Genomic DNA, 26,102 nt, shown 5'->3' on the forward strand with positions numbered 1-26,102 from the left:
CGCCGGCCGCGCGATCCGTGGCCCCGCAGCCGCCGGCCGCGCGATCCGTGCCGCCGCAGTCGCCGGCGGCGCAACTCCCGGTTTCGGCACCGCGGCGTGGTTCTGCCGGCGGTGACCGGGCCGGTACGCCGGAGACCGCGGCGACCCGACGGATGCCGACGCCGCCGGGATCGAGCGGGCGGTCGGCGAACGGCGGCGCCGGCCGGGCGTACCTGAGCAAGCGCGGCCGGACCCGCCAGGCGGTGCTGGCCGGGGTGCTGGTGCTGCTGCTGGCCGGCGGCGGGCTCGCCGCCTGGTACGGCTTCCAGCGCGCCACCGCGTCCGACGGCGGCGGGGGCGGTGGCGGACCCACGTCGTCGCCGTCGGCGAGCGACGGGCGGCCCGGGTTCGTCCCGGCGAGCTGGCAGGTGGCGGTGCGCTCGCTGGACGCGCAGAACGGCTGGCACGACAACACCGGCACGTCCGGCTCGTGCCACCTCGACGGCGGCGAGCTGACCGCCACCCGCACCCGGGACGACGACTCCGGTACCGGCATGTTCAGCTGCGGTGGCGCCCAGACCCACTACCGGAACGTGGCGCTGGACGCCACGGTGCAGGTCGACGCCGGTTGCGCCGGGATCTGGCTGCGCACCGGCGACGTGCACGGGTACTTCGTCGAGGTCTGCTCGGACTCGATCACGCTGCACCGGGTCAAGGACACCGATCCGTCCGACCGCACCGCCCTGCACAGCTGGCCGCTGAGCACGTCGGCGTCCGACGGCCCGATCGAGGTCGGCGTGCTCGCCGTCAACGACAGCATCTCCGTGTACGTGGACCGCAAGCAGCTCGGCGGTCCGGTCACCGACGACACGGACGACAAGGTCACCACCGGCCGGCTCGATCTCGGCGTGTTCGCCCCCGACCAGAGCGCCACCGCGATCTTCACCGACGCCGAAGCCTGGCACCCCGCCAACTCCGGCTGACCCCGGCTCCGCCCCGAGGTGGCCCTGTGCCGCCAACCCGACTGCGGAGGCACGGCCTTCGTCGACGGAGGCGCGGCGTCAGCGCGGCTGCGGGAGGCGGCGGCCCAGGGCGGCGATGAGGGCGCAGGCGGCGAGCTGGGCGGCCAGTACGGCGGCCATCCCGTGCGCCGCACCAGCGCCGCCACCGGAGCCGGCGACCGTGGCGTAGAGGCTGCCGAGCAGGGCGGTACCGAGGGCGATGGCGGTCTGCTGGGTGGTGGTGAGGATGCCGCTGCCGGCGCCGGCCCGGTCGGCGGGTACCTCGGCGAGCACGATCCGGAAGATGGACAGCGCGGCCACCGCCTGCCCGGCGCCGGCGACCACCAGCGGCACGATCAGCAGCAGCGGCGCCCGATCCGACCAGCCGAACAGCACGACCGGGATCATCGCCGCGACGCCGAGCCCCTGTACCGCCACGCCGAGCGGCAACGCGCGCCGGCCGAACCGGCCGATCAGCCGCGGGCTGAGCATCGAGAAGGCGAAGAACGACACGGCGAGCGGGCTGATCGCGAGGCCGGCGCCGAGCGGGCCGAGCCCGAGTCCCTGCTGCATGGCCAGGGCGTAGACGAACATGAAGCCGCCGAAGCCGACGAAGAACGGGACCGCGGCGAGCAGCCCGCCGCGTACCCCGGTCAACCGCAGCAGCGACGGGGGCAGCAGCGGCAGCCGGCCGGACCGTTCGATCCGCCGCTCGGTCAGGAAGAAGGCGACGGCGGCGACGGGCGCCACGGCGAACAGCGCGAGCAGCCAGCCGGGCCAGCCGAGCGCGCCGCCCTCGGTCAGCGGTACCAGCACGGCGGCGACGGTGACCGCGAGCAGCACCGTACCGGCGAGGTCGGCGCGGGTCGGCCGGTCGGACCGGGTCGCCGGGACGGTCCGCACCGCGAGCAGCAGTGCGGTGAGCCCGATCGGCACGTTGATCAGGAAGATCGGCCGCCAGCCGGTGTCGGCGACGTTCGCGGCGAGCAGCAGCCCGCCGCCGACCTGGCCGATCAGGCTGGCGATACCGGAGGTGGCGCCGAAGCGGCCGATCGCCCGGGCCCGGCGGGTCCCGGTGGTGGTGGCCTGGATGGTGGCGAGCACCTGCGGCAGCATCAGCGCGCCGGCCGCGCCCTGCGCGATCCGGGCCACGATCAGCGTCGCGACGTTCGGGGCGAGGCCGCAGACCAGCGAGGTCAGGGTGAACGCGGCGAGCCCGGTGAGGAACAGCCGGCGGCGGCCGAACGCGTCGCCGAGCCGGCCGCCGAGCACCAGCAGCAGCGCGTAGCTGATGCCGTAGCCGGCGACGATCATCTCCAGGGTGGCGGTGGAGGCGTGCAGGTCCCGGTCGATGGTGGGCAGTGCCACGTTGACGACCATGAAGTCGATCGGGGCCAGCGCGGCGCCGATCAGCAGGGTGGTCAGACCGGCGGCGGTCAGCCCGCCGGGTGTCGCGCGCCGCTGCCGGGTGGGCCGGGTGGCGAGGGTGTTGGTCATGACCACCACGCTCCGCCGGCGCCCAACCTGGTACCAGAGTGTGTTTATCCGGGTATCGGCACTACCTGGTAACGGGCTGGTGGGCGCGGCACAGTGGGGAGCATGGCAGAGCTGGTGGGCACGGACACCCGGAGCACGGCCGCGGTGCGCCGGCGCGAGCTGTCCGATTTCCTGCGTACCCGGCGGGAACGTCTGGTCCCGGCCCAGGTGGGGTTGCCGCCCGGCCGGCGCCGCCGCACCCCCGGGCTGCGCCGGGAGGAGGTCGCGCAGCTCGCCGGCGTCGGGGTCACCTGGTACACGTGGCTGGAGCAGGGACGTGACATCCAGCCGTCGCGGCAGGTGCTGGAGGCGGTCGCCCGGACGCTGCGGCTGGATCCGCACGAGCGGTCGCACCTGTTCCGGCTGGCGAACGTGCCGGCGCCGGAGGTGACGAAGGACTGCGCCGCGGTGCCGCCGGAGATCCAGCTGATGCTCACCCAGCTGGAGCCGTTCCCGGCGTGCGTGAAGAACGCCCGCAGCGACATCCTGGCCTACAACCGGACCTACGACCGGATGCTGGGCGGGCTGTCCGCGGTGCCGGTGGAGCGGCGGAACACCACGCTGCTGCTGTTCACCGATCCGGGGCTGCGGGAACGCAGCGTCGACTGGGAGACGAAGGCACCGATGCTGGTGGCGCAGTTCCGCGCGGCGATGTCCCGGCACGTCGGCGAACCGGCGTGGAAGGAGCTGCTGCGCACGCTGCAGCGGGAGTCCCCGGAGTTCGCCGAGCTGTGGACCCGGCACGACGTGCGGGAGCCGGAGAACCTGACCAAGGAGTTCCTGGCCACCGACGTCGGCCTGATCCGGCTGCGGTACACGCACCTCTGGTTCGGCCCGCGCAGCGAGACGCTGCTGACCACCTACACCCCCGCCGACCCGGAGACCGCGGTCCGGCTGGAGCGGCTGTACGAGTCCGCGGTCGACGCCGCGGTCCCGCGAACCTGAGAGCTGGCCCACAGCAAGACTGATTTTGTTAGCTAAGTAAATGACTTCTGCGCCAGAATGGAGGCTGGCGTGGAAGGTGGGTGCGGCAGGAGTGGTTGCAGGGTTCGGCACGTGGGCCGGTGGCACGTTCCGTTCGCTGCGCGTCCGCAACTACCGGCTCTTCGCGACCGGCCAGATCGTCTCCAACACCGGTACCTGGATGCAGCGCATCGCGCAGGACTGGCTGGTGCTGAGCCTGACCAACTCGTCCACCGCGGTCGGCGTCACCACGGCACTGCAGTTCCTGCCGATGTTGCTGTTCGGGCTGTGGGGCGGCGTGCTCGCCGACCGCTATCCCAAGCGCCGCACGCTGATCTTCACCCAGTCGGTGATGGGATTGCTCGCCGCGGCGCTCGCGGTGCTCACCCTCACCGGCACCGTCCGCGTCTGGTACGTGTACCTGATCGCGCTGCTGCTCGGGTTCGCCACCGTGGTGGACAACCCGACCCGGCAGTCGTTCGTCACCGAGATGGTCGGCGAGAAGGACCTGCGCAACGCGGTGTCGCTCAACTCGGCGATCTTCCAGTCGGCCCGGCTGATCGGCCCCGCGGTCGCCGGCATCCTGATCAACGCGGTCGGCGCCGGCTGGGCGTTCGGGCTCAACGCGCTCAGCTTCGGCGGCGTACTCACCGGGCTGGTCCTGATGCGACCGCACGAGCTGTTCCCGGCGCCGCGCATCGCCCGCGCCAAGGGGCAGCTGCGGGAGGGGTTGCGCTACATCGCCGGCCGCAAGGAGCTGATCTGGCCGATCGTGCTGGTCGGGTTCGTCGGCACGTTCGGGTACAACTGGGCGATCGTGCTGTCCGCCTTCGCGAAGAACGTGTTCCATCACGGCGCCGGCACGTACGGGCTGTTCAACACGCTGATGGCGCTCGGCTCGCTGGTCGGCGCGCTGCTCGCGGCCCGCCGCACCACCACCCGGCTGCGGCTGCTGGTGCTCGCCGCGGTCGGGTTCGGCGCGCTGGAGATCGTCGCCGCGCTGGCCCCGTGGTTCGCCGTCTTCGCGCCGCTGCTGCTGGTGATCGGGCTGGTGGGGATGACGTTCAACAACGCCGCCAACACCACCGTGCAGCTGGCCGCGGCACCGGAGATGCGCGGCCGGGTGATGGGCGTGTACATGCTGGTGTTCACCGGCGGCACCCCGATCGGCGGCCCGCTGATCGGCTGGATCACCGAGACCTACGGCGCGCGCGTCGGCCTGGTCGTCGGTGGCGGCGTGGCCGCGCTCGCCGCGGCGGCCGTCGGCGGCATCCTCTACCGCACCCGGCGCGCGGCGCCGCCGGCCCGGCTCCCGGACGCGGTCGAGGCGCCGGCCGCGCACCGCGCCTGATCCGACCCGCCGGCTCCCGTCGGCCGCGCACCGGGCCCGATCCCGCTCAGCCCTGCCGGCCGGGCCCGATCCCGCTCAGCCCGGCCGGCCGGGCGCGGTGTGGGCCTCCCCCGGTTCGGCTGCTCCGGCCGGCGGGGTCAGCAGCCGGCGCAGCGCGGTCGGCGTGTGCCCCAGCTGCGCCCGGACCGTCCGGGTCAGGTGCGCCTGGTCGGCGAAGCCGAGCCGGGCGGCGAGGCCGGCCAGGTCGCACTCGCCCGCGCCGAGCCGCTCCAGCGCCCGACCGACCCGCACCCGGTTCCGGTAGCGGGTCAGCGACACGCCCATCCGGGCCGAGAACCCCCGGCTCAGACGGTACGGCGAGACCCGCAGCAGGGCGGCCAGCGAGCACAGCCGCGCCGCCTCCGGCGCGTCGTCCAGGACCGCCGCCCGGGCCGCCGCCACCAGCGCCTCGTCCCGCACCCCCGGCCGCGGCGCCGGATGCCCCGCCGCGACCGCGACGAGGCCCAGCAGCTCCTCGACCAGCGCGTAGTCGACATCGCCGCCGCGCGCCGCGACCAGCAGCCGCCGGTGCGCCAGCTCGACCCGGGCGTCGACGTACACCGAACGGCCGGCGACCCGGCCGTCCCACAGCCCGGCGGCGAACGTCACCGAGGTGCACGCATCACCGCCGGCCGGGTGCGCGAACCGCTCCTCCTCGTGCGGCGCGCCCAGATAGCCGACGGTGCGGTCGAGATCGGCGGCGGTGCCGTCGGCCGCCCGGCGGAACCGGCCGCGGCGCACCAGCACCAGCCGGTGGTCGCCCCGGGCCGCCGGCGGTGTCCAGCGCACCTGCTCGTCCCGGCAGGTCACCGCGGTCACGGCGAACTCGGCCCGGGCAGCGAGGGTCACGGTGGCCAGCACGCGCCGAACCGTACGCCGGGGGTACGACGGCGGCGCGCCGCAAGGATGTTCAAGACGCCGCCGGGACGTCGACCGGATGCTGGGGCGTGTCCTCGGCCAGTTCCGAGGACACGCACGAGATCACCCGAGGGAGCAACCCATGTCAGTCCAGGCAACGCCCACCGCGATCATCCTCGACTGCGCCGACCCGAAGGGGTTGGCCGAGTTCTACCGGAACGCGACCGGATGGCGGATCACCGACAGCGACGCCGATTCGGCCTACCTGGGCGAGGGGCCGGTGCAGCTCGCGTTCCAGCGGGTCGACGGCTACCAGGGGCCCGGCTGGCCGGACGCCGGCAAGCACGCGCATCTGGACTTCGCGGTCGCCGACGTGGCCGCCGCGGTCACCGAACTGCTCGCCCTCGGCGCCACGAAGCCGGACTTCCAGCCCGGCGGCGACCAGTGGACGGTACTCACCGACCCCGAGGGCCACCCGTTCTGCCTCGCCACCGCCTGACCAGGGAGTACCGAATGGCCGCCATCCATCAGGAGTTCGTCGTCGACGCCCGTCCCGAGGCCGTCTGGGACGTCCTCGCCGACTACGGCGCGGTGCACCGCCGCCTCGCGCCGGGCTTCGTGATCGACACGCAGCTGCACGACGACACCCGCACCGTCACGTTCGCCGACGGAACCATCGTGTACGAGCGGCTCGTCGATCTCGACGCGGCGAGCCGCCGGGTCGCGTACACCGTCGTCGGCGGCAGCCTGCATCCGTCGCACCACCATGCCTGGATGCAGGCGGTCCCCGAGGCGGACGGAACGACCCGGTTCGTCTGGCACACCGACGTCATCCCGGCCGAGCTCGCCGGCCCGATCGCCGAGTTCGTCGAGCGCGGCTCGGCAGTGATCCAGGCCGCGCTGTCCGCCGCCGGTACCGTGGGGCAGGCGCACGGGTCGAGCTGACCGCGGCGTGGGTCAGCGGGTTCGACACGGTCGCGTCGAACCCGCCGGCCGCTACCCGTCGCCGGTCAGGAGGCCGGGACGGCAGGCTGGTCCAGCAGGAAGCCGGCGAGCTTCGCGACGAAACCCGCCGGATCCTCGGCCGGCGCGCCGTGCCCGGCGTCGATCTCCGCGTACCGGGCGTGCGCGATCCCGGCGAGCAGCGCCTGCTGCTGCTCCGGCGGGATGATCTGGTCGTGCGCGCTGGCCAGCACCAGGGTCGGCGCGGTGATCGCGGACAGCTCGGCGGTGAGGTCGACGGTCAGGTCCACCTCGGTCTGCCGGTCGGTGCCCGGCGCGAGGCCGGCCGCGAACTCGGCGAGTACCAGCGCGTACTGCTCCGGCGTCACCGACCGCCAGAACCCCGGGCCGAGCGCGGTGAGCAGCAGCAGCTCGCAGAACAGCGTGCTGCCGTGCGCGGCGTCGAGCCGCAACAGGGTCAGCCAGTACCGCAGTTCGATCGCCATCCGGGTGGTGGTGCGCACCCAGCCGGCGTGCAGGGCGAGCGACCGGACCCGGTCCGGGTGGGTCGCGGCGAGCCGGGTGGCCACCGCCGCACCGAGCGAGTGGCCGACCAGGTGGAAGTCGACCAGCCCGGCGTGGTCGGCCGCGGCCAGGACCTCGTCGGCCAGGTCGGCGAGGCCGACCGGACCACCGTGGTCGGTGGTGGCGCCGGACCCGGCGTAGTCCGGCGCCACGATGGTGAACCGGCCGGCGAGGTGGTCGATCAGCGGCTGCCACTGGCGCCGGTCGGCGCCGGTACCGTGCACCAGGACCAGGCCCGGCCCGGTACCGGTGATGTCGTAGCCGACGCTGGCGGGCCGGCCGCCGATCATGGTCGGGGCGTGGGGCATCGCGGTTCTCCGTTCCCGGTGACGTTCAGACGGTGGCGAGCATCCGGTCCAGCACGACGCGCAGCGCCGCGTTGAACTCGGCCGGGCGTTCCTGGTGCGGCAGGTGGCCGGCGCCGGGGATCACCGTGACGGTGGCCCCGGGGGTACGGGCGGCGCAGGCCTCGGCCACCGCGACCGGCGTCTCGGTGTCCAGCTCGCCGTGCAGGTAGTGGATCCGTACCTGCAGGTCGGGCAGCACCGGCCGCGGGTCGTACGTGGCGAACTGGGCGAACTGGGCGTCGGCGAAGGTGCCGGAGTCGAGGATCTGCCGCACCGTCCAGTCGATCAGCGCCCGGGACGTGCCCGGCGCGTACCAGTGGGCGACCCAGGACGCGACGAAACCGGCGCGGTCGCCCCGGATCGCGGACATGATCGCGGGCAGGTCCATGCCCTGCGCGGGCCAGTACCCGGGGCTGTCGACCGAGACGACGCCGCCGACCAGGTCGGGGCGGCGCAGCGCCAGTTCGGTGGCGAACGCGCCGCCCATCGAGGAGCCGACGACGACCGGCCGGGTCAGGCCCAGGGCGCCGATCAGTCCGATCAGGTCGCCGACCACGCCGTCGATGTCGTTGCCGGTGGCGGGCCGGTCGGACCGGCCGCAGCCGCGCCAGTCGGGTACGACCACCCGGTGGTCGGCAGCGAACTCGGGGACCTGCGCGCCCCACACCCGGCCGCTGGTACCCCAGCCGTGCAGGAACAGGATCGGCGCGCCGGCACCGGCGTCCTCGTAGTAGAGCGTGGTGTCTTCGACGGTCAGGTACGGCATCTCGGCTCCTCCTCCTTCGATGAGCTCACCCCGTTCGGTGAAGCCAGCCAACCGCCGACGACGCCGGCGATCAACGCGTGACCTGCGACTACACTGATCACGAAAACTGATCGAACGGGGTGATCGTGGAGCTGCGGCAGCTGCGCTACTTCCTGACGCTGGCCGATGAACTGCACTTCGGCCGCGCCGCGGAGCGGCTGAACATCGTCCAGTCGGCGGTCAGCCAGCAACTGCGCCGGCTGGAACGCGAGCTGGGCGTCGACCTGTTCGACCGCAGTACCCGGACCGTCCGGCTCACCGAGGCCGGGCACCGGCTGCTGCCGTACGCCGAGCGGGTGCTCGCCGACGTGGACGCGGCCCGGGCGGCGATCGACGACCTGCGCACCCGGCGCGACGGTACGGTGCGGCTGGGTACCAGCACCGGGCTCGGCTCGCGGCTGGAGGCGCTGCTGGCCCGGTTCCGCGAGCTGGCCCCGGAGGCGACGCTCGACCTCGTCACCGCACCGGTCGCGGACCGGCTGCGCCGGGTGCGTTCCGGCGAGCTGGACGCCACCCTGGTCCGCGGCGAGCAGCGGGACGCCGGGCTGGAACTGCTCGCGGTCTGGCACGATCCGCTGGTGGTGGCGCTGCCGGCCCGGCACGACCTCGCGGTCCGGTCCCGGATCGAGCTGGCGGCGCTGGCCGACCTGCCGCTGCGGCTGGCCAACCGGCAGCGCAATCCCCCGCTGTACGACCTGGTCCTGGACTGCTGCCGGCGAGCCGGATTCAGCCCGACGCTCGGACCCGAGTTCACCACCGACCAGGACACCCTGGCCGCGATCGGCTTCGGTGCGCCCTCCTGGACGGTGTACTACGCGGCGCAGGCCGGCCAGATCGCCCCACCCGGCGTGGTGTTCCGGCCGCTCGCCGCGCCGGCCCCCGCGATGCCGACCTACCTCGCGGTACGGCCGGACCCGCCGCGCGCGGAACTGCGCGCCCTCATCGAGGCCTGCATGTCCACAGTGGACGAACCCGGGGCCGGCCGGGCTGCACCGCCGGACTCGACCGACCCCGAGTGACGGCCCGGCTCGACCCTCCGACCCGACGGTCGACGGTCCGGCTCGACCGGCTCGGTGTGGCGGCTTCGTGTTCGGTCGGCGCAGCGCGCACGTCCTCGGGACGCTTCGAACGGCTGATCCTTCGCACCGAAACGCCGGATCGAGAAGTTCCGGCATGGCGCGGACCACCCGCGACGCGCTAGCGTGACAAGCGTCACGCAAAGACGGCAGGAGGTTGTCCGAGCCGGCGGCGACGCGACCCGTCGAGCCTGCCCGGGCAGCCCCGGAGCGGTACCGAGGGCCCCGCCGCGTCAACGCGCCCGCGGCCCGGATCGGGAGGCGCGGGTGCGCATCGGCGTGGTGCGGGAGACGGCGGCCGGCGAGCGCCGGGTGGCCATGGTGCCGGAGGTGGTGTCCCGGCTGGCGCGGCTGCCCGCCGAGGTGCTGGTGGCCAGCGGTGCGGGCGAGGCGGCGCTGTTCGCCGACGCGGACTACACGCAGGCCGGCGCCCAGGTGGTCGAGCCCGACACGGTGTACGGCACGGCCGACGTGCTGCTGTCCGTCGGCCCACCGCCCGACGACCTGCCCGACAGAGTCCACAGTGGACAGACGCTGATCGGGCTGTACCGCCCGGCGACCTGCCCGGAGCTGGTCGACCGGCTGGCCGCCGCCGGCGTCACGCTGGTCAGCCTGGACCGGCTGCCGCGCACGCTGAGCCGGGCGCAGGCCGCCGACGCGCTGACCTCCCAGGCGAACGTCGCCGGGTACCGCGCGGTGCTGGTCGCCGCCGCGGCGTACCCGCGGTTCTTCCCGATGCTCGTCACCGCCGCCGGCACGGTACGGCCGGCCGAGGTGCTGGTGCTCGGCGCCGGCGTGGCCGGGCTGCAGGCCATCGGCACCGCCCGCCGGCTCGGCGCCCAGGTCCGGGCGTACGACGTGCGCCCGGAGACGCGCGAGCAGGTCGAGTCGGTCGGCGGTACGTTCGTCACCCTCGACGACGTCGGCCCGGCCGCGGGCACCGGCGGGTACGCCCGGGCGCTGTCCGACGACGAGCAGCGGGTGCAGCAGGAGCGGCTGGCCGCGCAGATCGCCCGGCAGGACGTGGTGATCACGACCGCGCAGGTGCCGGGTGCGGCTCCGCCGCTGCTGGTCACCGCCGAGGCGGTGAAGGCGATGCGGCCCGGCTCGGTCATCGTCGACCTGGCCGCCGGCCCGTACGGCGGGAACGTCGCGGTGTCGGTGCCGGACAGCACGATCCGCACCGACAACGGCGTCACGGTGATCGGCGCCGGCAACCTCGCGTCGGACATGGCGCCGGCGGCGTCCACCGCGTACGCCCGGAACGTCAGCGCGGTGCTGGCCGTACTGGTCTTCGACGGCGCCGTGCACGTCGACCTCGACGACGAGATCCAGGCCGGCATCGTGATCACCCACGCCGGCGAGAGGACCAACCCATGAGCGAGCGGCAGCGAGCGAATCGTGGGCACTGCGCGTTCGTGCATCAGGCCCGGCCGGAGCGAAGCGGAGGCCGGGCATGAGCGAGCGGGAGCGAGCGAATCGTGGGCACTGCGCGTTCGTGCCTCAGGCCCGGCGAAGCGGAGGGCGGGCATGAGTGGCGGTCTGGTCACCGACGTGACGATGTTCGTGCTGGCGGTGCTGGTCGGGTTCGAGGTGATCAGCAAGGTGCCGGCCACCCTGCACACGCCGCTGATGTCCGGCGCCAACTCGATCCACGGCATCATCCTGCTCGGCGTGGTGATCGTCGCCGGTTCAGCCCGCACCCCACTGGAGTACGCGCTGGTGGCGGTCGCCGCGGCCTTCGCCACCGCGAACGTGGTCGGCGGGTACCTGGTCACCGACCGGATGCTGGAGATGTTCCGCACCCGGGACGGCCGCCGCGGCCAAGCGGCGCGCGGCGGCTCGACACCGCAGACAGCCGGCGGGAAGGTACCGGCGCCGCGCGGCGCGACCGGCTCGGAGGTGGCGCGATGAGCAGGCGTGCGCGAGTGATTCGGCGGTACTGCGCGTCGTGTCTCGTCGTCGTTCGGGCGAAGGAGGAACGGCGATGAGCGCGGTGGAGCAGCTCGGCTACCTGGCCGCGGCGGTGGCGTTCGTGCTCGGCCTGCGCCTGATGAACTCGCCGGCCACCGCGCGCCGCGGCAACCTGCTGTCCGCGGCCGGGATGGTGCTGGCGCTGGCGATCACCGCGGTACGGCTCGCCGGAAACACCGAGACGCTGACCGGCCCGGTGGTGCTGCTGGCCGGGGTGGCGGTCGGTGCGGCCGGCGGCGCGCTGCTGGCCCGGCGGGTACCGATGACCGGGATGCCGCAGCTGGTCAGCCTGTTCAACGCGGTCGGCGGCGGCGCGGCGGCGCTGGTCGCGGTCACCGAGTACGTCCGGCTCGCCCCCGCGGTCGGTGCGCAGACCACGGTCAGCGCGCTGCTGGACGTGGTGATCGGCGGCGTCACGTTCACCGGTTCGCTGATCGCGGCCGGCAAGCTGCAGGGCTGGGTGACCGGCAACCCGGTGCTGTTCCCGGGTCGCCGGGCGGTCAGCGTCGCGCTGGTCGCGATCGTCGTCGCCGGCGCCGTCTGGCTGCTGATCACGCCGAACGTGCCGGTGCTGGTCGTGGTGATCGTGGCCGCGGCGGCGTTCGGGGTGGCGATGGTGCTGCCGATCGGCGGTGCCGACATGCCGGTGGTGATCTCGCTGCTGAACGCGTTCACCGGTACCGCGGTGGCGATGGCCGGGTTCGTGCTGAACTCGGTGGCGTTGATCATCGCCGGTGCGCTGGTCGGCGCGTCCGGCACGATCCTGACCAAGCTGATGGCCGACGCGATGAACCGGTCGGTGGTCGCGGTGCTGGTCGGCGGCTTCGGCACCGGTGACGCCGGGCCGGCCGCGGTCGGCTCGGCCGACGCCTCGGTACGGTCGGTGACCGCCGAGGACGCCGCGATCCAGCTGGCGTACGCGCGCAAGGTGATCGTGGTGCCCGGCTACGGGCTGGCCGCGGCGCAGGCGCAGCACGAGCTGAGTGCGCTGGCCGAGCTGCTGATCGAGCGCGGCGTCGACGTCTGCTACGCGATCCACCCCGTGGCGGGCCGGATGCCCGGCCACATGAACGTGCTGCTCGCCGAAGCGAACGTGCCGTACCCGATGCTCAAGGAGATGGACGAGGTCAACGACGAGTTCGCGGTGACCGACGTGGCGCTGGTGGTCGGCGCGAACGACGTGACCAACCCGGCCGCCCGCCGGCCCGGCAATCCGGTGTCCGGCATGCCGATCCTCAACGTGGACGCGGCCCGCAGCGTCATCGTGATCAAGCGTTCGATGGGCCACGGGTACGCCGGGATCGACAACGAGCTCTACACCGCGCCGGCGACCGGCATGCTGTTCGCCGACGCCAGGTCGGCGCTCGCCGAGCTGACCACCTCGGTACGCAGCCTGGTCGGCTGACCGTCAGCGGGGGGCCGGGAGCGAGCGCGACCCCGGTCGGCGCCGCCGGGGTGCGGGGGTGCGCTCCGGCCCGCCGTCACGCCCGCTGGCGGGTCGGCTGCGGGTCCGCGCCGGCCCGCTCGCGCGCTTCGAGGATCTCGGGGACGTGGCTCTCCGCCCACTCGCGGACGGCGCGCAGCGGGACCAGCAGGGACCGGCCGAGGTCGGTGAGCCCGTACTCGACGTGTGGCGGCTGCTCGCCGTAGTCGACGCGGGTGAGCAGGCCGTCCTCCTCCATCGAGCGCAGCGTTTCGGTCAGCACCTTCGGGGTGACGCCCTGGATCCTCGCCACCAGGGCGGTGAACCGCAGCGGGCCGTCCTCCAGCGCGTTGACCACGAACACCGTCCAGCGCGCGCCGATGCGGTGCAGCACCAGCCGGGACGGGCAGGTGACGGACATGACGTTGTAGCCCACGGCGACCGCTGCCTCCGGTTACGTTGAAGTACCTGGTTACTTTTCCATAGCATACGCCGGCAGTGACAGTCGACGGAGCGGAGCGGAACCATGGGCAACGGACTGACCGGTCAGACAGTGCTCGTACTGGGCGGGCGGCACCTCGGTGCGGCCATCGCGGCGGCGGCGATCGCCGAGGGCGCGCGGGTGCACGTCGCGTCCCACCGGCCCGGCGGGCTGCACATCGACCTGCACGACGAGACGACCATCGCCGCCGCGGCCGCGGAGCTCGGCCCGGTCGACCATGTGGTCAACACGGCGAACTCGCCGCACGCGGGACCGATCGGCGAGCTCGACCGGGACCGTACCGTCGATGCCTTCACCGCCAAGGTGATCGGCCCGCTGCTGCTCGCGAAGCACTTCACGATCCGACGCTCGCTGCTGCTGTTCTCCGGCCAGGTCGGCTGGCGGCCGGCCCGCGGCAAGATCGTGACGGGCGTGACCAACGGCGCCGCCGCGTTCGCCGCCCGGCACCTCGCCGTCGAACTCGCGCCGGTACGGGTCAACGCGCTGTCGCCGGGGATCATCGACTCCGGCGCCTGGGACGGCAAGGGCGACGGCAAGCCGGACTTCCTCGCGACCGCCGCGCAGCAGACCCTGGTGGGCCGCACCGGCACCGTCACCGACGTGACCGACGCGGTGCTGTGGCTGCTCCGGGCCGAGTTCCTCACCGGCGAGACCATCCACCTCGACGGTGGCCGGCCCTGACCCCGCCCGGCCGCGGCAGAATCGGGAGCTGGCCAGCACCACCGTGCGGCCGGCCCTGATCCGCACGGCCGCGGCACCCGACGATCCGCCGTACCCGGCCGGGGAGCCCGACCCGCCGCCGCGTCAGGGCGAGAGGCGGGCGGCGAGCTCGGCGGCGGTGGGTGGGTCGGCTCCGGGCCGGCCGCAGGTGATCGCGGCCGCGGTCAGGGCCCGGTGCAGTACCTGCCGGGCGGTGTCCGCGGGCAGCGACGGCAGCGCGTCGAGGGTCAGCGCACCGGCCCGGTACAGCCCGTCCAGCAGCGCGGACATGCACGCGTCGCCGGCGCCGACGGTGTCCACCACGTCGACCGGCGGCGCCGCGCACCGCAGCTGGTACCCGGTGGTGGCGAGGAACCCGCCGTCGGCACCGAGCGTCACGACGACCAGGTCGGGGCCGGCGGCGAGCCAGCGCGCCGCGACCGTCTCGACCGGCTCGCCCGGGTACAGCCAGGCCAGGTCGTCGGCGGACGCCTTGACCAGGTGCGCCAGCGCCACGAACCGGGCCACCTGGTCGCGGGCGTGCTCGACCGGGCCGTGCAGCGTCGGCCGCACGTTCGGGTCGTACGACACGACGGTCGTGCCGCGCACCCCGGCCAGCATGTCCGCCAGTACCTCGTCACCCGGGGCGAGCGTGGCGAGCGAGCCGGCGTGCACCGCCACCGAGCCGGGGTAGGGCGTCAGGTCCTTCGGCGCCCAGCTCAGGTCGAACTCGTACGCCGCGGCGCCGTCCGCGCCCAGCCGCGCCGTCGCCGTGGCGGTACGGGAAGCGCCCGCGTCGCTGCGGTCCAACGCGACGCCGGCGGCGCCGAGCCGGGCCGCGATCCGGGCGCCGCGCTCGTCCGGCCCGTACTGGGTGATCAGGCCGGCCGGGTCGCCGAGCCGGGCCAGCCCGAGCGCCACGTTCGCCGGCGAACCGCCGACGAGCTCGACCGGTGCGGCGGCCCCGGGCCGCCACACCACATCCACCAGCGCCTCGCCGATCACCGTGAACACGGTTGCCGATCGTATCCGCCGCCCGGTGCGGCGACCGCCGCGCCGCGGGTCGGATCGCCCCCGCCCTGCAAACGGGCACCGCACCGGCCCGATCCGGGCACCGGCCGCCGCCGGCGCCGACCCGGCCGATCCGCCCGCGGCGTCGCTTCCGTCCCGGCCGGGGGCCCTACCGATCCGGGGGTTCCGGCGGCAGGATCGGGGGCAGCGCTCGATAGTGGGGTGGGAAGGGAGGCCAACGATGCCCAAGGTGATCATCCTGACCGGCGACGCGGCCGAGTCGTTGGAGGTGATGTACCCGTACCAGCGGCTCCAGGAGGAGGGGTACGAGGTCGACATCGCCGCGCCGGCGGTGAAGAAGCTGCAGTTCGTCGTGCACGACTTCGTGGACGGCTTCGACACGTACACCGAGAAGCCCGGCTACACCTGGCCGGCGAACGTGGCGTTCGCGGACGTCGACCCGAACGACTACGTCGCGATGGTGGTGCCGGGCGGCCGCGCACCCGAGTACATCCGGAACGACCCGGACTTCCAGCGCATCGTCCGGCACTTCTTCGAGGCCGACCTGCCGGTGGCGCACCTGTGCCACGCCGCGCAGGGCCTGGCCGCGTCCGGGGTACTGGAGGGCCGCCGCACCGCCGCCTACCCGGCGCTGAAGCCGGACGTCGAGGCCGCCGGTGCCGAGTTCGTGGACGCCTCGGCGGTGGTGGACGGGCAGATGGTGTCGGCGCGGGCCTGGCCGGACCACCCGTCCTGGTTCGGCGAGTTCATGACGCTGCTGCGCAAGAAGGCACCCGCCAGTACGTGACCCGCCCCGGTTGCGGCGGCGCCGCGGTGACCGGGCATCCTGTCATGCGTGCGCCGCCGGCGCACGGACTACCAGCACCTGTCCCGCCATCGAGCCACGGTGGCGGGACAACTGGCTGCCCTCCCCGGTCCGTCCGACCGCCGTTTCCCCGCCGAACCGCCCGCGCCGGGTGATGATGGTGCGCGAGGAGGTCGGCGGATGGAATTCGACATGGTGGTGGAGATCCCCGCGGGCTCGCGGAACAAGTACGAGATGGACCACAGGACCGGGCGCATCCGGCTCGACCGCACGCTGTTCACCGCGACGCGGTACCCGGCCGACTACGGCTTCGTCCCGGACTCGCTCGGCGAGGACGACGATCCGCTCGACGCGATGGTGCTGTTGCTGGACGAGCCGACCTTCCCCGGCTGCGTCATCGCGGTACGGCCGGTCGCGGTGTTCTGGATGCGCGACGAGCACGGCCCGGACGCGAAGGTGATGTGCGTACCGGCGGGCGACGACCGGTTCGACCACATCCGGGACATCGGTGACCTGCCGCGCCACCTGCGGGACGAGATCAGCCACTTCTTCGACGTGTACAAGGCGCTGGAGCCCGGCAAGGACACCGAGATCCGCGGCTGGCAGGGCCGGCTGCACGCCGAGGCCGAGGTCAACGCCGCCTGGGAACGCGCCGCCGGCGAGCACCTCTGACCGCCACCCGGCCGGGAGGCGGCGGGCCCGCAGCGGGCCGCCGCAGCCGATGCGCGCGGGAGCCCTAGGCGAACGTGATCGCGGTGGCGTGCAGGGTGCCGTCCCGGTCGGCTCGCCCGCTGACCACCAGCGTCGTACCGACGGTGATCGCACCGAGCGACGGGAAGCCGTCGACGGCGGTACCGTCGTCCGCCTCGATCCCGATCGTCGCGCCGTTGTCCATGGTGAGCGTCAGCTGCCAGCCGTGCTTGATCGGATGGATCGAGTAGAGCGTGCCGGTGCACACCGTCGTGATGCCGACCGCGCCGTAGCCGTCCACGTACCGGCAGGTCGCGGCGTCCGGCGAGGGCACCGCGAACTCCGGCTGGCGGACCGGGATCTGGGTCGTGCTGGCGGTGGTCGCGGTGTCCTCCGCCGGTGGTGCGCTCGCGCGCTGCGCCACCATGCCGCCGGCGAACCCGATCGCGAGCAGAACGACCGCCCCGCCCACCAGGTACCGCCGGGGCAGCGACAGCGACCGCCGGCGAGACGGTGGCTCCGCCTCGTCCTCGGTGAGCTGGTCGACGGTGCCCTCGTCGTCGACGTCGTCGGTCAGCTCGATCAGCGGCATCGGCTCGTCGTCGTCGCCCGGGTCGTCGTCGCGCCACCGGTGGGTACTGCGCATCGCTCCTCCCCGGTGGCACGGACGCCAACGCCGGTGCCACAAGCGAATTGTGGCACCGGCGGGCGGGCCACGCCGGCCGGTCGGCGGGTCCCTGCCCGCAAGGGGACGTCCGGCGTGGGTACCGGGCGTTCCGGCGGGCAGTGCGGCCGGCGTGGCGGTGGGAGTAACGCTGTCGGGACCGCGGCGCGGGTCAGCGGCGGGTCGGGCGCCAGAACCGGCGCGCCCACAGGGCGCGGATGCTCCGGTCCGCGGGCGGCCCGGCCGCCGACGAGGTCGTCGGGGTCGGCTGCTCGGTGGTGGTCGTGGTGAGCGAATTGACCAGTGACATCACCCCGTCGGTGCTGGTGCGCACCTCGTGGGCCAGGTCGCGGATCGTGTTGGCCATCCCCGCTCCTTGGGTCGGGCTCCTGGGGTCGAGCAATCCACGCTCATCCCCAGTAGGCATCAAACGCAGCGCGTTGTCACCCCTACCCGGGGCAGTTTCGCCGTGCTCCATACCACTTTCCGGTTTGACGCTCGTCCGTCAGGGGAAGTCGACGCGCATCACGACCCGGCGCAGGCTGGGCGTGCTCACCTCGCGGAAGCCCGCTTCGGCGAACACCTGCACGCTGCCCACGTGCAGCTCGCCCCAGGTGATCTCCTTGCCCGGTTCGGTGCGCATCGGGTACCCCTCGACCGCGCGGGCGCCCTGGCCCCGGGCGTACCCGACGGTCGCCGCGGCCAGCGGGTAGGTCAGGCCTCGTTTGCGGAATCCCTTGCGTACCACGAAACAGGTGACCGCCCAGACCGTGTCGTCCCGCTTGTCCTCGTCCCGGCCGCGCCACACGATGCGGCTGGTGTGGAGCTTCGGATAGGCGGTGCGCGGCTGGACCGCCACCCAGCCGACCGGCTCGCCGTCCAGGTAGCCGACCAGGCCGCTGGTGGGCCCGGCACCGGGCTCGCCGCACCGGGTCTGCTGGTACAGCCGGTCGCGGCGCTGCTCGTCGGTCAGCTCGGTCCAGAGCCAGCCGCGCACCTTGAACCGCTGGCAGTTGCACCGGCCGGAGTAGTCCGCCGTGCCGAACACCGCGCGCAGGTCGGCCCGGCTCGCCTCGTTCGCCGGTACGACCGTCACCGCCGCCGGGTCGATCGCCGGCTCCGTCGTCCTGCTGGTCATGCGGCACGGTAACCCGGATCGCAGCCGTACGGGGTGGTGGAGTCCCGCGTGCGGGCCGCTCGGCCGGGGGTTCCCCGACACGCTCTGCGCGGGTGGTTCGTCCCCGCGCGGGATCGTTGTCCGGCGCTTGACCCTGACGTCGCAGGAGGCTCCACGATCGGGGCATGACCGAGAACAGCGTGTCCGAGCGCACCGACGAACAGCACTACCTCAGCCCGGTACCGGTGCCGGCCGAGGACGCCGCCGCACCGGGGATCAGCCGCCAGATCTACGGCATGCCCGCGTACCTGAGCGTGCCGACCGGCGACCTCACCGCGTCGACCGACTTCTGGGTACGCGGGCTCGGCTTCGTCGAGCTGTTCGCCGTGCCGGGCCAGGTGGTACACCTGCGCCGGTGGGCCTTCCAGGACGTCCTGCTGGTACCGGGCGAGCCGGCCACCGCGCCGTCCGCCGGGCGGATCGGTTTCTCCTGCGTGCTCGGCGAGATCGGGCCGACCCGGGACCGGTGCGAGCAGCTCGCGCCCGGCTGCACCAGCGGCCCGGACGAGAAGCCGTGGAACTGCGTCGAGCTGACCGTCGTCACGCCGGAACGGCAGCAGGTCGTGTTCACCGCCGCGCGCCCGCTCGACCCGGCGAGCCCGACCGCGGACTACCTGCGCGACAGCGGCTTCGACATCCCGCAACCGTGACGGCCGCCCGCCGCGGTCCGCTCGCCGGCCCGGCCCACGCGTACGGGCCCGGATCGGTCCAACACCGTGACCCGGCCGCCGGCACCGCCCGGTACGGCCGGGCCGCGGCGCCGCGCCACACTGGGCGGATGAGCTCCGAGGAACGGGCGGACGGGTACACGGTGGGGCCGGCGGCGGCGCTGGTCGGCGTCAGCGTGAAGACGCTGCACCACTGGGACGCCATCGGGCTGGTCCGGCCGAGCGGGCGCACCCCCGGCGGCTACCGCGTCTACTCGGCCGACGACGTGGCCCGGATCCACCGGGTGCTGGTCTACCGCGAGCTCGGCTTCCCGCTCGCCGAGATCGGCCCGATCCTGGACGATCCCGGTACCGATCCGCGCGACCAGCTGCGCCGGCAGCGCGACGAGCTGGCGGCACGGCGGTCCCGGATCGACGAGATGATCACCGCGGTCGACCGGATGCTCGACGCCACCCGGCGCGGCATCCGGTTGACCGCCGAGGAACAGGTCGAGATCTTCGGTACGGACTGGCAGCCGGGGCGGGTCGACGAGGCCGAGCAGCGGTGGGGCGACACCGTGCAGTGGCAGCAGTACACCGAACGGGCCGGCGCGCTCGACGCCGACGACTGGCGGAACGTGGCGGCCTCGATCGAGGAGCTGACCGGCGAGCTGGCCGCTGCCTGCCGTACCGGCGTGGTGGCCGGCTCCGCCGAGGCGAACGCCCTGGCCGAGCGGCACCGCACGATGATGGAGACGTACTTCGACTGCACCCACTCGATGCACGTGTGCCTGGGCCGGATGATGGCCGCCGACCCCGGCTACGTCGAGTACTACGAGCGGTTCGCGCCCGGCCTCGCCGGCTGGCTGTCCGAGGCGATCGCCGCCAACGCCGCCGCCCACGGCGTCGACCCCGCCACCGCGACCTGGCAGTGAACTCGGGGCGCGGTGGTGCTGGGCGAGACGCGGCCGAGCGGTGTCAGGGTGCTGTGAGGTGCGCGCCGATGCGCTGGACGAACGCGGCGACCGCGGCCGGATGCAGCCGCACGGCAGCCTCGCGTCGCTGCCGCGCCAGCGCGGCAGCGATCAGCGCGCGGTCGGCGGCACCGACCCGATCCCGGGCCCACCGCCCACCGTCTACTTTGGATACCAGGGCACCGTCGACGGCGAACCGCCAGGCCCGGCAGGCGTTGAGGACCGCGTACTCGCCGGTGGCGTGGCCGACCGCCCAGCCCAGCTCGGCGACCAGCTGCGCCAGCACCAGCGCGGCCGGCACCGGAGCGAACACGGCCGCCGCGGCCGGCCCCGGGCCCACCACCCGGCCGGCGCGGCAGCAGACCGCGAAGTGCAGCACGAGATCTGGGTCGCCACCCCGGGCATGGCCGTCGACCACCTTCGGGTCGTCCCGCGCGGTGGTCAGGTGCAGCTCGAACCGCGGCGCCGCGGTCGGTCCGGCGGCCGCGGCGCGGGTCACCACGCTCAGTTCCAAGCCGACCGCCGGGCAGGGCAGCGCCGCCAACCCCGCAGTCAGCGAGGCCCGCTGCGCCGCACTCGTCGCACCGGCCGCGACCACGAGCACGTCGACGTCGCTGTGCCGGGCATCGAACCCGCCCAGTACCGCCGAGCCGTGCAGGTAGCAGCCGACGAGGTCGTCACCGAGCGCTCGCGCGGCCGCCGCCGCGAGCCCCGACAGGTACCGCTCCATCGCCTCGTCCACCGCGACGAATCTAGCCGTCCCCTCCGCCCCCGCGCGGCCGGGAAACCGGGTGAGGGGCGCCGGACCGCCGGCTACGCTGCCGGGGCTCGACCACGCCGGGAGGATGTCATGGACCGCGAAGCCCGCACCCCGCCGCCGACCGCACGGCTCACGTTCCGGCCGATGACCAGCGACGACCTGGACGACCTGGCCGCGCTGCTCGGCGACCCGGCCGTGATGCGGTACTACCCGCGACCCAAGACGCGCGACGAGGCCCGCGGCTGGATCGACTGGAACCAGCGGCTGTACCGCGACGAAGGGTACGGGCTGTGGGTGGTCCAGCTGCGCGGGACCGGCGAGTTCGTCGGCGACTGCGGCCTCACCCCGCAGCAGGTGGACGGGGTCACCGAGCTGGAGGTCGGCTACCACGTACGGACCGAGCTGCAGGGCCGCGGCCTCGCCACCGAGGCCGCGACGGCCTGCCGCGACTTCGCCCGGGACGTACTCGGCGCGACCCGGCTGGTCGCGATCATCCGCCCGGACAACGTGCCCTCCCAGCGCGTCGCCACCAAGATCGGGCTCCCCTTCGAACGCACCGCGACCTCGCACGACCTCCCCGTCCACCTGCACGCCGCCGACTGGCCGGCCCGCTAGCGAGGCCCCGAGCCGCCGGCCGGCCGGACCATGCGAACGTTGAGCGGCTCCCTCCTCCGTGCCGAGATGCCCGAGGCGCTGCGCGATCCACCCGGCGTCGACTTCCACCCGTCCCGGTCGTACGCCTCGTACCAGGCCCGCAAGTGCACCCGAGCCGCACCGCCGCCTCGCCGACCTGCGGCACCTCGATGGGGTAGGGCGCCGGGGACGTCACGGGCGCCGCCGGCGTGATGCGAAGAGAGCGTCGAGTTCAGGCAGCCGGCGACGCCACTCCGACCGGTCCCGAAGGTCCCAACGGTCCTCGGCCAACGGATCCCGCGCCGGAACGACCGTGACGTGCTGCGCCGACTCGACCGCTTCCCAGAACGCGTCGGCGTCACCGGAAACGTTCTCGTAGGCCTTCGCAGCCGCGAACAGGAGCTGCTCGTCACCGATCCACCGGTCACCGTCGCCGACGCTGACCTCCCGCACCGCCGGATGTGCGGCAAGCGAGTCCGGATCGAGGACAGCCTGATCGAATGCAGCTCTACCCAGCCTGATCAGGCCGGCTCGGAACGAGGAGAACCCATCGTCGGACAGGAACCCGTACTCGATGAGCCAGCACGCCGCGCACAGGTTCCACCTGTTCGCCCGGTCGCAGATCTCGTCGAGCAGGCGCCCGAACACCGCGATCTCAGCCAGCGGCAGCCGCATCAGCTCCGTCACGAGCGCCTCGGCGACGGCACTGGATCGACCTTCCGTCACGGCACGGTCGGCCTCGCCGCCGGCCGCCGCGCGAGCTTGCCCCACGACCTGCCAGAACCTCTCGACATCCACCTGAACGCCTTTCCGCCGCGGCCGGCCGGAACGGTACTCCGTTCTCGGCATTCCGCCGCGCGGGTCCCGCAATCGCGGCCCCCGGGCGGGATCGCGCCGACGCGCTACAGGTCGACGGTGTAGCGGTGGAGGGGGCCGGAGCGGTCCTGGTCGGTGGCGGCGAGGTGCATGCCGAGTCGTTCGACGACGCGGCGGGACGCGACGTTGTCCGGGCGGATGGTGGCCCAGACCCGGTGGAGCCCGGCGCGCCGACACTCGTCGACGACCGCCGTCGCGGCCTCGGTCGCCAGGCCGCGGCGGCGGTAGCGCGCGGCGATCCGGTAGCCGAGCTCGGGTTCCGTGGCGGCCGGCCCGCGCCGTACCCCGCAGGTACCGACGAGGCCACCGGTCACCCGGTCGCGCAGCACGTACGAGCAGAGCCCGTCGCTGTCCCGCTCCTCGATCCGGCGCCCGACCCACCGCTCGGACAGCTCCCGCGACCGGAACGCCCCGGTCCTCGCACCGGGCGGCACCGGCTCGACGAACGCCTCGTACAACCGGGCCGCGTCCGCCGCGACGACCGCCTCCAGCCGCAATCGCCCACTGAGCAACAACCCCTGCAACACACCAACACCTCCGGCCTCCATCGTCGCATCGGCCCCGGCCGGCTCAGGGCAGTCGGGTGGCGGCGAAGGCGAGTTGATGGTCCACATCGGACGGTCCGTGCTGCCGGATCGTCCAGTCGACCATGCGCAGGCTCAGGTGCGCCCAGTACCGGCGCAGCGTGGACGGCGGGATCGAGTCGAGCAGGGCGTCGAGTCGTTCGACCGCGTCCGGATCGACCGGCGGGTACCGCGGGTCGAGGGCCGTGCCCCAGGCGAGGTCGAACCGCAACGTGACCAGCCCGAACCGCCGATCACCCCGCGCCAACCCGTTGTACCCGTGCCAGTCGACGACGCCGGTGATCCCGCCCGCGTCGTCGACCAGGATGTTTCCCGGCGTGAGGTCGAGGTGCACCACGTCGTCGCCGGTCATCCGGTCGCCGCCGGTCGCGCCGACCGCACGGATCCGGGCCAGCAGCCGCCTGCTCCGGTCGTCGTACCGGGCGAGGCTGTCGTGCCGGCACAGCACCCGCCCGCCGATCCGGAGATGCAGGTCGGGGTTGGGCACCTCGGGATGCTCCGCGAGCAGCCCGACGAACCGCCGGGACAGCTCGTCGATCGCGTCGACGATGCCGCGCGTGATGTGCCGCGCCGGCTGGCCGGGGAGCCGTTCCTGCACCACGACGGTGCGCCCGCCGGTGACCGTGACCAGTTCGTACCGCGGCACCGGGATGCCGTTCGTGCGCATCAGGTCGAGGATCCGGCCGATCCGCCGCAGCCGGTCGGGTGTACCGGGCGCCACGGTCAGGACGCCCGGCCGACCGTCCGGCCAGCGAACGTACGCGGCGCCACCGGAGTCGCCGTGCTCGGCCCGGGACAGCACGGTGAGCCCGACACCCGTGTCGGCGTTCAGCTGTTCCACCCACCGTTCCGCGTCCAGCCGCGGTACCGCCATCCCGGCACGGTACCGCCGCCAGCGGCTAGGAACCGGCGTACGGGAGGGGGCAGCGGGGGGTTGCGGCGCAGCTGGTGAGGTCGTCGCAGCCGGCGGCGACCGCCTCCCGCAGCGTGTCGCGGATCTCCGTCTGGTCGGCTATGCGCTGCTCGACCTCGGCCAGTTTGGTGGCGGCGAGCCGGTGCGGCCCGGCGTGCCGCCGCCCCACCGCAACGAGGTCGGCGATCTCGTCGAGCGTGAAGCCGAGACGCTGCGCCGACTTGATGGTGCGCAGCAACTGTACGGTCTCGGCCGGGTACTGCCGGTGCCCGCCCAGCGTCCGCGCCGGCTCGGCGACCAGCCCGCGGCGCTCGTAGTACCGCAGGGTCTGCTGGTTGACCCCGGCCGCCGCGGCAACCTCTCCGGACCGCAGCGTCTGCTGTTCGGAGCCGCCCCGCCCGAACCGCTGGCCCCGCTGATCGACGCCGGCCTGCCCGGACCGCGGGGTCTGCTCGTCGGAGCCGACCCGCCCGGATCGCTCGGCCCGCTGGGCGATGCCGACCTGCCGGAGCTGCGGGGTCTGCTGGTGGACGCCGAGTTGCGTGAGTCGAAGCGGGCCGGTCATGCCCGTTCGCCCGCCATCGCTTCGGCGGCGCGGGCGGCGAGCGCGTCCAGCACCGGGACGTGCGCGGCCGGTACCTCGACGTCGAGAAGCAGCCGGGCGTCCGACATCCGCAGCGTGAAGTCGAAGAACGAGCAGCAGGAACTCTCCCGCATCGCGAGGTCGGCGAGCCGCGCCGCCACCGTCGAGGCCGGCTCGAACTCGACCCGTACCGCCGTCTCGGCCGACCGCTCGACGGACCGCCCGGACTCGGCGAACACGTCGTCGAACTCCGCCAGCCGCAACGGCTGGTCCACGGTCGGCAGCGTGCACGCGTCCGGTACCCACGTCATGACCCGGTCCTTCATACCTCGACGGTAAACCCGTACCCAGGTACCGACTGCAACCCGAGAACCGGACTGATCTTCCGCCGGATAGGTTCCGAAGGTGCCGATCACCGGGACCACACGGACCGGCCTCGTCGTACTCCGGGGCAACTCGGGGTCCGGACTTCGCCACCGGTTCCGCTCGACTTCGTGGCTGAACAGATCGTCCCGGCCATCTGGTCCCTGGAACGGACCGTGGATGGGATCCTGGCCAGCGTCGCCCTGGGCCCGCCCCCGATCGGCACCTCGGGCGCCCTGCTCTGAGCACCCGCGGCCCGCATTCGGACATGATGTACCCGGCTAACGTCGCACGGATGATCCCGACGCTGGCCGGTCTCACGCTGGAACTGGTGCCGCACTGCGCTTCGGTACGTCCCGCCGACTGGCCCGGCGACCCCATCGCACGTCCTCTGGCGGAGACGGGACACCGGCAGGCTGTGGACCTGGCCAGCAGGATCGGAACGGACGTCGTGGCGATCTGGTCGAGTCCGATGCTGCGCTGCATCCAGACGGTCCGGCCCTTGGCGCGCGCCGCCGGGCTGTCCGTCGAGCAACTGCCGGAGCTCCGTGACACCCAGGACTTCGCCGAACCGCGTACCTGGAAACACGGCATCCTCGCGCCGGTCGCCGAACCGGTCGCCGGCGCCTGGGCCGCAGGTCGAGGTGTACGCGCCCTGCTGACCATCGCGGAGCACCACCCGGGCGGACGCGTGGTGGCCACATCCCACGGCGACCTGATTCCGGTACTCCTGTCGACGCTCTGCGCGATCTACGCCGTACCACCGCCGAGCGCCACGCCCGACCGCGGCGGTTGGTGGAACCTCCACTTCACCCCCACGGCCCTCACCATCACACCGCGCGCCCCACTCCTCGACGAGAAAAGGGACGGGCAGCAAGCTCGGTGTCCGTGAGCTACGACCTGGCGGTCTGGGAAGGAGACCAACCTGCCGACGGTGACGCGGCACAAGCAGCTTTCGAACGGCTGGCGGAGGCATACCTGGAGTTCGATGGTCAGGGGCACGCACCGAGAGACCGCATCCGTACCTACGTCGAAGCGCTGGTCGCGCGGCATGGCGACCTCGCTGACACGGCATCGGCACCATGGGCGGTTGGCGATCTGATCACCGAGGTGCACGGGCCAATCGTCTGTCTACCCATCACTTCGGCTCACGCCGTTGCGATCTCCGCCGACGCTGCTCGACTCGCCTCTGAGATGAGCCTCGGGTGCTTCGATCTCCAGCAAGGTCGCACTCGTTCCGGCATCGGCAAGGCAGGGCCCACGGGCTGATCGTTCGACAAGCGCTCAGAACCGCCAACCGATGATGGCGAGGTCGAGGGAT

General features: G+C 73.6%; 32 protein-coding genes. 17 read left to right on the top strand and 15 right to left on the bottom strand.

All coding sequences use genetic code 11. From position 1 onward, the window contains the following. The first annotated feature begins 152 nt into the window (after positions 1-152). Positions 153-962, top strand: coding sequence for a hypothetical protein (locus tag NUM_RS30110; protein ID WP_207128303.1), 810 nt, complete (start codon positions 153-155; stop codon positions 960-962). 78 nt (positions 963-1,040) lie between these two features. On the opposite strand, the gene NUM_RS30115 is transcribed toward NUM_RS30110, so the two are convergent. After that, complete coding sequence (locus tag NUM_RS30115; protein WP_207128304.1) at positions 1,041-2,477, bottom strand: MFS transporter; 1,437 nt, start codon at positions 2,475-2,477, stop codon at positions 1,041-1,043. Between the two features lie 102 nt (positions 2,478-2,579). On the opposite strand from NUM_RS30115, the gene NUM_RS30120 reads away from it, so the two are divergent. Continuing rightward, entirely contained in the window at positions 2,580-3,461 is an 882-nt protein-coding gene (locus tag NUM_RS30120; protein WP_207128305.1) for a helix-turn-helix transcriptional regulator, read from the top strand. A 91-nt stretch (positions 3,462-3,552) separates the two neighbouring features. Further along, complete coding sequence (locus tag NUM_RS30125; RefSeq protein ID WP_207128306.1) at positions 3,553-4,830, top strand: MFS transporter; 1,278 nt, start codon at positions 3,553-3,555, stop codon at positions 4,828-4,830. Positions 4,831-4,905: 75 nt separating this feature from the next. On the opposite strand, the gene NUM_RS30130 is transcribed toward NUM_RS30125, so the two are convergent. Continuing rightward, complete coding sequence (locus NUM_RS30130) at positions 4,906-5,730, bottom strand: helix-turn-helix domain-containing protein (RefSeq protein ID WP_207128307.1); 825 nt, start codon at positions 5,728-5,730, stop codon at positions 4,906-4,908. Between the two features lie 139 nt (positions 5,731-5,869). On the opposite strand from NUM_RS30130, the gene NUM_RS30135 reads away from it, so the two are divergent. Both NUM_RS30135 and NUM_RS30140 read left to right on the top strand, forming a co-directional pair. Continuing rightward, on the top strand, positions 5,870-6,226 hold the full coding sequence (locus NUM_RS30135; protein WP_207128308.1) for a VOC family protein: 357 nt from the start codon (positions 5,870-5,872) through the stop codon (positions 6,224-6,226). Positions 6,227-6,240: 14 nt separating this feature from the next. Further along, complete coding sequence (locus NUM_RS30140; protein WP_207128309.1) at positions 6,241-6,672, top strand: SRPBCC family protein; 432 nt, start codon at positions 6,241-6,243, stop codon at positions 6,670-6,672. Between the two features lie 65 nt (positions 6,673-6,737). Here the strand turns inward: NUM_RS30140 and NUM_RS30145 are convergent, their stop codons facing one another. Together NUM_RS30145 and NUM_RS30150 are read right to left on the bottom strand one after the other, a co-directional pair. Then, positions 6,738-7,562, bottom strand: coding sequence for an alpha/beta fold hydrolase (locus NUM_RS30145; protein ID WP_207128310.1), 825 nt, complete (start codon positions 7,560-7,562; stop codon positions 6,738-6,740). Positions 7,563-7,587: 25 nt separating this feature from the next. Further along, the gene (locus NUM_RS30150; protein WP_207128311.1) at positions 7,588-8,367 is read right to left on the bottom strand and encodes an alpha/beta fold hydrolase; all 780 of its coding nucleotides are present in this window, start codon (positions 8,365-8,367) and stop codon (positions 7,588-7,590) included. Between the two features lie 125 nt (positions 8,368-8,492). Between NUM_RS30150 and NUM_RS30155 the strand changes: the two genes are divergently transcribed. From NUM_RS30155 to NUM_RS30170, 4 genes are all read left to right on the top strand, one after another. Further along, positions 8,493-9,425, top strand: coding sequence for a LysR family transcriptional regulator (locus NUM_RS30155; RefSeq protein ID WP_207128312.1), 933 nt, complete (start codon positions 8,493-8,495; stop codon positions 9,423-9,425). A 324-nt stretch (positions 9,426-9,749) separates the two neighbouring features. Next, positions 9,750-10,862 (top strand): Re/Si-specific NAD(P)(+) transhydrogenase subunit alpha, encoded by a 1,113-nt coding sequence (locus NUM_RS30160; RefSeq protein WP_207128313.1) that lies wholly within the window; start codon positions 9,750-9,752, stop codon positions 10,860-10,862. 150 nt (positions 10,863-11,012) lie between these two features. Continuing rightward, positions 11,013-11,396 (top strand): NAD(P) transhydrogenase subunit alpha part 2, encoded by a 384-nt coding sequence (locus NUM_RS30165; RefSeq protein ID WP_207128314.1) that lies wholly within the window; start codon positions 11,013-11,015, stop codon positions 11,394-11,396. A 73-nt stretch (positions 11,397-11,469) separates the two neighbouring features. After that, the gene (locus tag NUM_RS30170; protein ID WP_207128315.1) at positions 11,470-12,861 is read left to right on the top strand and encodes an NAD(P)(+) transhydrogenase (Re/Si-specific) subunit beta; all 1,392 of its coding nucleotides are present in this window, start codon (positions 11,470-11,472) and stop codon (positions 12,859-12,861) included. Between the two features lie 76 nt (positions 12,862-12,937). Here the strand turns inward: NUM_RS30170 and NUM_RS30175 are convergent, their stop codons facing one another. Beyond that, positions 12,938-13,315 (bottom strand): winged helix-turn-helix transcriptional regulator, encoded by a 378-nt coding sequence (locus NUM_RS30175; RefSeq protein ID WP_225918944.1) that lies wholly within the window; start codon positions 13,313-13,315, stop codon positions 12,938-12,940. Positions 13,316-13,405: 90 nt separating this feature from the next. On the opposite strand from NUM_RS30175, the gene NUM_RS30180 reads away from it, so the two are divergent. Beyond that, positions 13,406-14,062, top strand: coding sequence for an SDR family oxidoreductase (locus tag NUM_RS30180; RefSeq protein WP_207128316.1), 657 nt, complete (start codon positions 13,406-13,408; stop codon positions 14,060-14,062). Between the two features lie 123 nt (positions 14,063-14,185). On the opposite strand, the gene NUM_RS30185 is transcribed toward NUM_RS30180, so the two are convergent. Continuing rightward, entirely contained in the window at positions 14,186-15,094 is a 909-nt protein-coding gene (locus tag NUM_RS30185; RefSeq protein WP_207128317.1) for a PfkB family carbohydrate kinase, read from the bottom strand. A gap of 238 nt (positions 15,095-15,332) precedes the next feature. Between NUM_RS30185 and NUM_RS30190 the strand changes: the two genes are divergently transcribed. Both NUM_RS30190 and NUM_RS30195 read left to right on the top strand, forming a co-directional pair. Then, entirely contained in the window at positions 15,333-15,899 is a 567-nt protein-coding gene (locus NUM_RS30190) for a DJ-1/PfpI family protein (protein ID WP_207128318.1), read from the top strand. A gap of 198 nt (positions 15,900-16,097) precedes the next feature. After that, the gene (locus tag NUM_RS30195; RefSeq protein WP_207128319.1) at positions 16,098-16,589 is read left to right on the top strand and encodes an inorganic diphosphatase; all 492 of its coding nucleotides are present in this window, start codon (positions 16,098-16,100) and stop codon (positions 16,587-16,589) included. A 64-nt stretch (positions 16,590-16,653) separates the two neighbouring features. Here the strand turns inward: NUM_RS30195 and NUM_RS30200 are convergent, their stop codons facing one another. From NUM_RS30200 to NUM_RS30210, 3 genes are all read right to left on the bottom strand, one after another. After that, complete coding sequence (locus tag NUM_RS30200) at positions 16,654-17,253, bottom strand: hypothetical protein (RefSeq protein WP_207128320.1); 600 nt, start codon at positions 17,251-17,253, stop codon at positions 16,654-16,656. A gap of 190 nt (positions 17,254-17,443) precedes the next feature. Next, positions 17,444-17,638 (bottom strand): hypothetical protein, encoded by a 195-nt coding sequence (locus tag NUM_RS30205; protein WP_207128321.1) that lies wholly within the window; start codon positions 17,636-17,638, stop codon positions 17,444-17,446. Between the two features lie 138 nt (positions 17,639-17,776). Beyond that, positions 17,777-18,409 carry a GNAT family N-acetyltransferase gene (locus NUM_RS30210; protein ID WP_207128322.1) on the bottom strand — a complete coding sequence of 211 codons (633 nt, stop codon included), beginning with the start codon at positions 18,407-18,409 and terminating at the stop codon, positions 17,777-17,779. Between the two features lie 164 nt (positions 18,410-18,573). Here NUM_RS30210 and NUM_RS30215 point away from each other — a divergent pair, with 164 nt between their 5' ends. Further along, complete coding sequence (locus tag NUM_RS30215; protein WP_207128323.1) at positions 18,574-19,098, top strand: hypothetical protein; 525 nt, start codon at positions 18,574-18,576, stop codon at positions 19,096-19,098. 128 nt (positions 19,099-19,226) lie between these two features. After that, positions 19,227-20,030 carry a MerR family transcriptional regulator gene (locus tag NUM_RS30220; RefSeq protein ID WP_207128324.1) on the top strand — a complete coding sequence of 268 codons (804 nt, stop codon included), beginning with the start codon at positions 19,227-19,229 and terminating at the stop codon, positions 20,028-20,030. Positions 20,031-20,073: 43 nt separating this feature from the next. On the opposite strand, the gene NUM_RS30225 is transcribed toward NUM_RS30220, so the two are convergent. Then, the gene (locus NUM_RS30225) at positions 20,074-20,811 is read right to left on the bottom strand and encodes an aminoglycoside adenylyltransferase domain-containing protein (RefSeq protein WP_207128325.1); all 738 of its coding nucleotides are present in this window, start codon (positions 20,809-20,811) and stop codon (positions 20,074-20,076) included. Positions 20,812-20,919: 108 nt separating this feature from the next. On the opposite strand from NUM_RS30225, the gene NUM_RS30230 reads away from it, so the two are divergent. After that, positions 20,920-21,444 carry a GNAT family N-acetyltransferase gene (locus NUM_RS30230; protein WP_207128326.1) on the top strand — a complete coding sequence of 175 codons (525 nt, stop codon included), beginning with the start codon at positions 20,920-20,922 and terminating at the stop codon, positions 21,442-21,444. Between the two features lie 210 nt (positions 21,445-21,654). Here the strand turns inward: NUM_RS30230 and NUM_RS30235 are convergent, their stop codons facing one another. The 5 genes from NUM_RS30235 to NUM_RS30255 form a co-directional block, all read right to left on the bottom strand. Beyond that, the gene (locus NUM_RS30235; RefSeq protein ID WP_207128327.1) at positions 21,655-22,260 is read right to left on the bottom strand and encodes a DUF4240 domain-containing protein; all 606 of its coding nucleotides are present in this window, start codon (positions 22,258-22,260) and stop codon (positions 21,655-21,657) included. A gap of 104 nt (positions 22,261-22,364) precedes the next feature. Further along, positions 22,365-22,865, bottom strand: coding sequence for a GNAT family N-acetyltransferase (locus NUM_RS30240; RefSeq protein WP_225918945.1), 501 nt, complete (start codon positions 22,863-22,865; stop codon positions 22,365-22,367). A gap of 43 nt (positions 22,866-22,908) precedes the next feature. Further along, entirely contained in the window at positions 22,909-23,796 is an 888-nt protein-coding gene (locus NUM_RS30245; RefSeq protein WP_207128329.1) for a phosphotransferase, read from the bottom strand. A gap of 25 nt (positions 23,797-23,821) precedes the next feature. Next, positions 23,822-24,400 carry a MerR family transcriptional regulator gene (locus NUM_RS30250; protein WP_207128330.1) on the bottom strand — a complete coding sequence of 193 codons (579 nt, stop codon included), beginning with the start codon at positions 24,398-24,400 and terminating at the stop codon, positions 23,822-23,824. Further along, on the bottom strand, positions 24,397-24,744 hold the full coding sequence (locus NUM_RS30255; RefSeq protein ID WP_207128331.1) for a hypothetical protein: 348 nt from the start codon (positions 24,742-24,744) through the stop codon (positions 24,397-24,399). Before NUM_RS30255 ends, NUM_RS30250 begins: the two co-directional genes overlap by 4 nt. Before the next feature lie 332 nt (positions 24,745-25,076). On the opposite strand from NUM_RS30255, the gene NUM_RS30260 reads away from it, so the two are divergent. Then, positions 25,077-25,673 (top strand): histidine phosphatase family protein, encoded by a 597-nt coding sequence (locus tag NUM_RS30260; protein ID WP_207128332.1) that lies wholly within the window; start codon positions 25,077-25,079, stop codon positions 25,671-25,673. Then, entirely contained in the window at positions 25,670-26,050 is a 381-nt protein-coding gene (locus NUM_RS30265) for a hypothetical protein (protein WP_207128333.1), read from the top strand. The genes NUM_RS30260 and NUM_RS30265 overlap by 4 nt, the downstream gene beginning before the upstream one ends. The last annotated feature ends 52 nt before the right edge of the window (positions 26,051-26,102 follow it).

It is taken from the genome of Actinocatenispora comari (assembly GCF_017312725.1).
GTDB classification, from domain to species: domain Bacteria; phylum Actinomycetota; class Actinomycetes; order Mycobacteriales; family Micromonosporaceae; genus Actinocatenispora; species Actinocatenispora comari.

What these genes read in the sequence shown, in the direction of transcription:
- NUM_RS30140 (WP_207128309.1), top strand. Translation starts at nt 6,241, where the DNA reads ATGGCCGCCATCCATCAGGAGTTCGTCGTCGACGCCCGTCCCGAGGCC.
- NUM_RS30245 (WP_207128329.1), bottom strand. Translation starts at nt 23,796, where the DNA reads ATGGCGGTACCGCGGCTGGACGCGGAACGGTGGGTGGAACAGCTGAAC.
- NUM_RS30110 (WP_207128303.1), top strand. Translation starts at nt 153, where the DNA reads ATGCCGACGCCGCCGGGATCGAGCGGGCGGTCGGCGAACGGCGGCGCC.
- NUM_RS30260 (WP_207128332.1), top strand. Translation starts at nt 25,077, where the DNA reads ATGATCCCGACGCTGGCCGGTCTCACGCTGGAACTGGTGCCGCACTGC.
- NUM_RS30170 (WP_207128315.1), top strand. Translation starts at nt 11,470, where the DNA reads ATGAGCGCGGTGGAGCAGCTCGGCTACCTGGCCGCGGCGGTGGCGTTC.
- NUM_RS30205 (WP_207128321.1), bottom strand. Translation starts at nt 17,638, where the DNA reads ATGGCCAACACGATCCGCGACCTGGCCCACGAGGTGCGCACCAGCACC.
- NUM_RS30195 (WP_207128319.1), top strand. Translation starts at nt 16,098, where the DNA reads ATGGAATTCGACATGGTGGTGGAGATCCCCGCGGGCTCGCGGAACAAG.
- NUM_RS30165 (WP_207128314.1), top strand. Translation starts at nt 11,013, where the DNA reads ATGAGTGGCGGTCTGGTCACCGACGTGACGATGTTCGTGCTGGCGGTG.
- NUM_RS30220 (WP_207128324.1), top strand. Translation starts at nt 19,227, where the DNA reads ATGAGCTCCGAGGAACGGGCGGACGGGTACACGGTGGGGCCGGCGGCG.
- NUM_RS30135 (WP_207128308.1), top strand. Translation starts at nt 5,870, where the DNA reads ATGTCAGTCCAGGCAACGCCCACCGCGATCATCCTCGACTGCGCCGAC.
- NUM_RS30115 (WP_207128304.1), bottom strand. Translation starts at nt 2,477, where the DNA reads ATGACCAACACCCTCGCCACCCGGCCCACCCGGCAGCGGCGCGCGACA.
- NUM_RS30145 (WP_207128310.1), bottom strand. Translation starts at nt 7,562, where the DNA reads ATGCCCCACGCCCCGACCATGATCGGCGGCCGGCCCGCCAGCGTCGGC.
- NUM_RS30230 (WP_207128326.1), top strand. Translation starts at nt 20,920, where the DNA reads ATGGACCGCGAAGCCCGCACCCCGCCGCCGACCGCACGGCTCACGTTC.
- NUM_RS30180 (WP_207128316.1), top strand. Translation starts at nt 13,406, where the DNA reads ATGGGCAACGGACTGACCGGTCAGACAGTGCTCGTACTGGGCGGGCGG.
- NUM_RS30255 (WP_207128331.1), bottom strand. Translation starts at nt 24,744, where the DNA reads ATGAAGGACCGGGTCATGACGTGGGTACCGGACGCGTGCACGCTGCCG.
- NUM_RS30190 (WP_207128318.1), top strand. Translation starts at nt 15,333, where the DNA reads ATGCCCAAGGTGATCATCCTGACCGGCGACGCGGCCGAGTCGTTGGAG.
- NUM_RS30215 (WP_207128323.1), top strand. Translation starts at nt 18,574, where the DNA reads ATGACCGAGAACAGCGTGTCCGAGCGCACCGACGAACAGCACTACCTC.
- NUM_RS30150 (WP_207128311.1), bottom strand. Translation starts at nt 8,367, where the DNA reads ATGCCGTACCTGACCGTCGAAGACACCACGCTCTACTACGAGGACGCC.
- NUM_RS30210 (WP_207128322.1), bottom strand. Translation starts at nt 18,409, where the DNA reads ATGACCAGCAGGACGACGGAGCCGGCGATCGACCCGGCGGCGGTGACG.
- NUM_RS30120 (WP_207128305.1), top strand. Translation starts at nt 2,580, where the DNA reads ATGGCAGAGCTGGTGGGCACGGACACCCGGAGCACGGCCGCGGTGCGC.
- NUM_RS30250 (WP_207128330.1), bottom strand. Translation starts at nt 24,400, where the DNA reads ATGACCGGCCCGCTTCGACTCACGCAACTCGGCGTCCACCAGCAGACC.
- NUM_RS30200 (WP_207128320.1), bottom strand. Translation starts at nt 17,253, where the DNA reads ATGCGCAGTACCCACCGGTGGCGCGACGACGACCCGGGCGACGACGAC.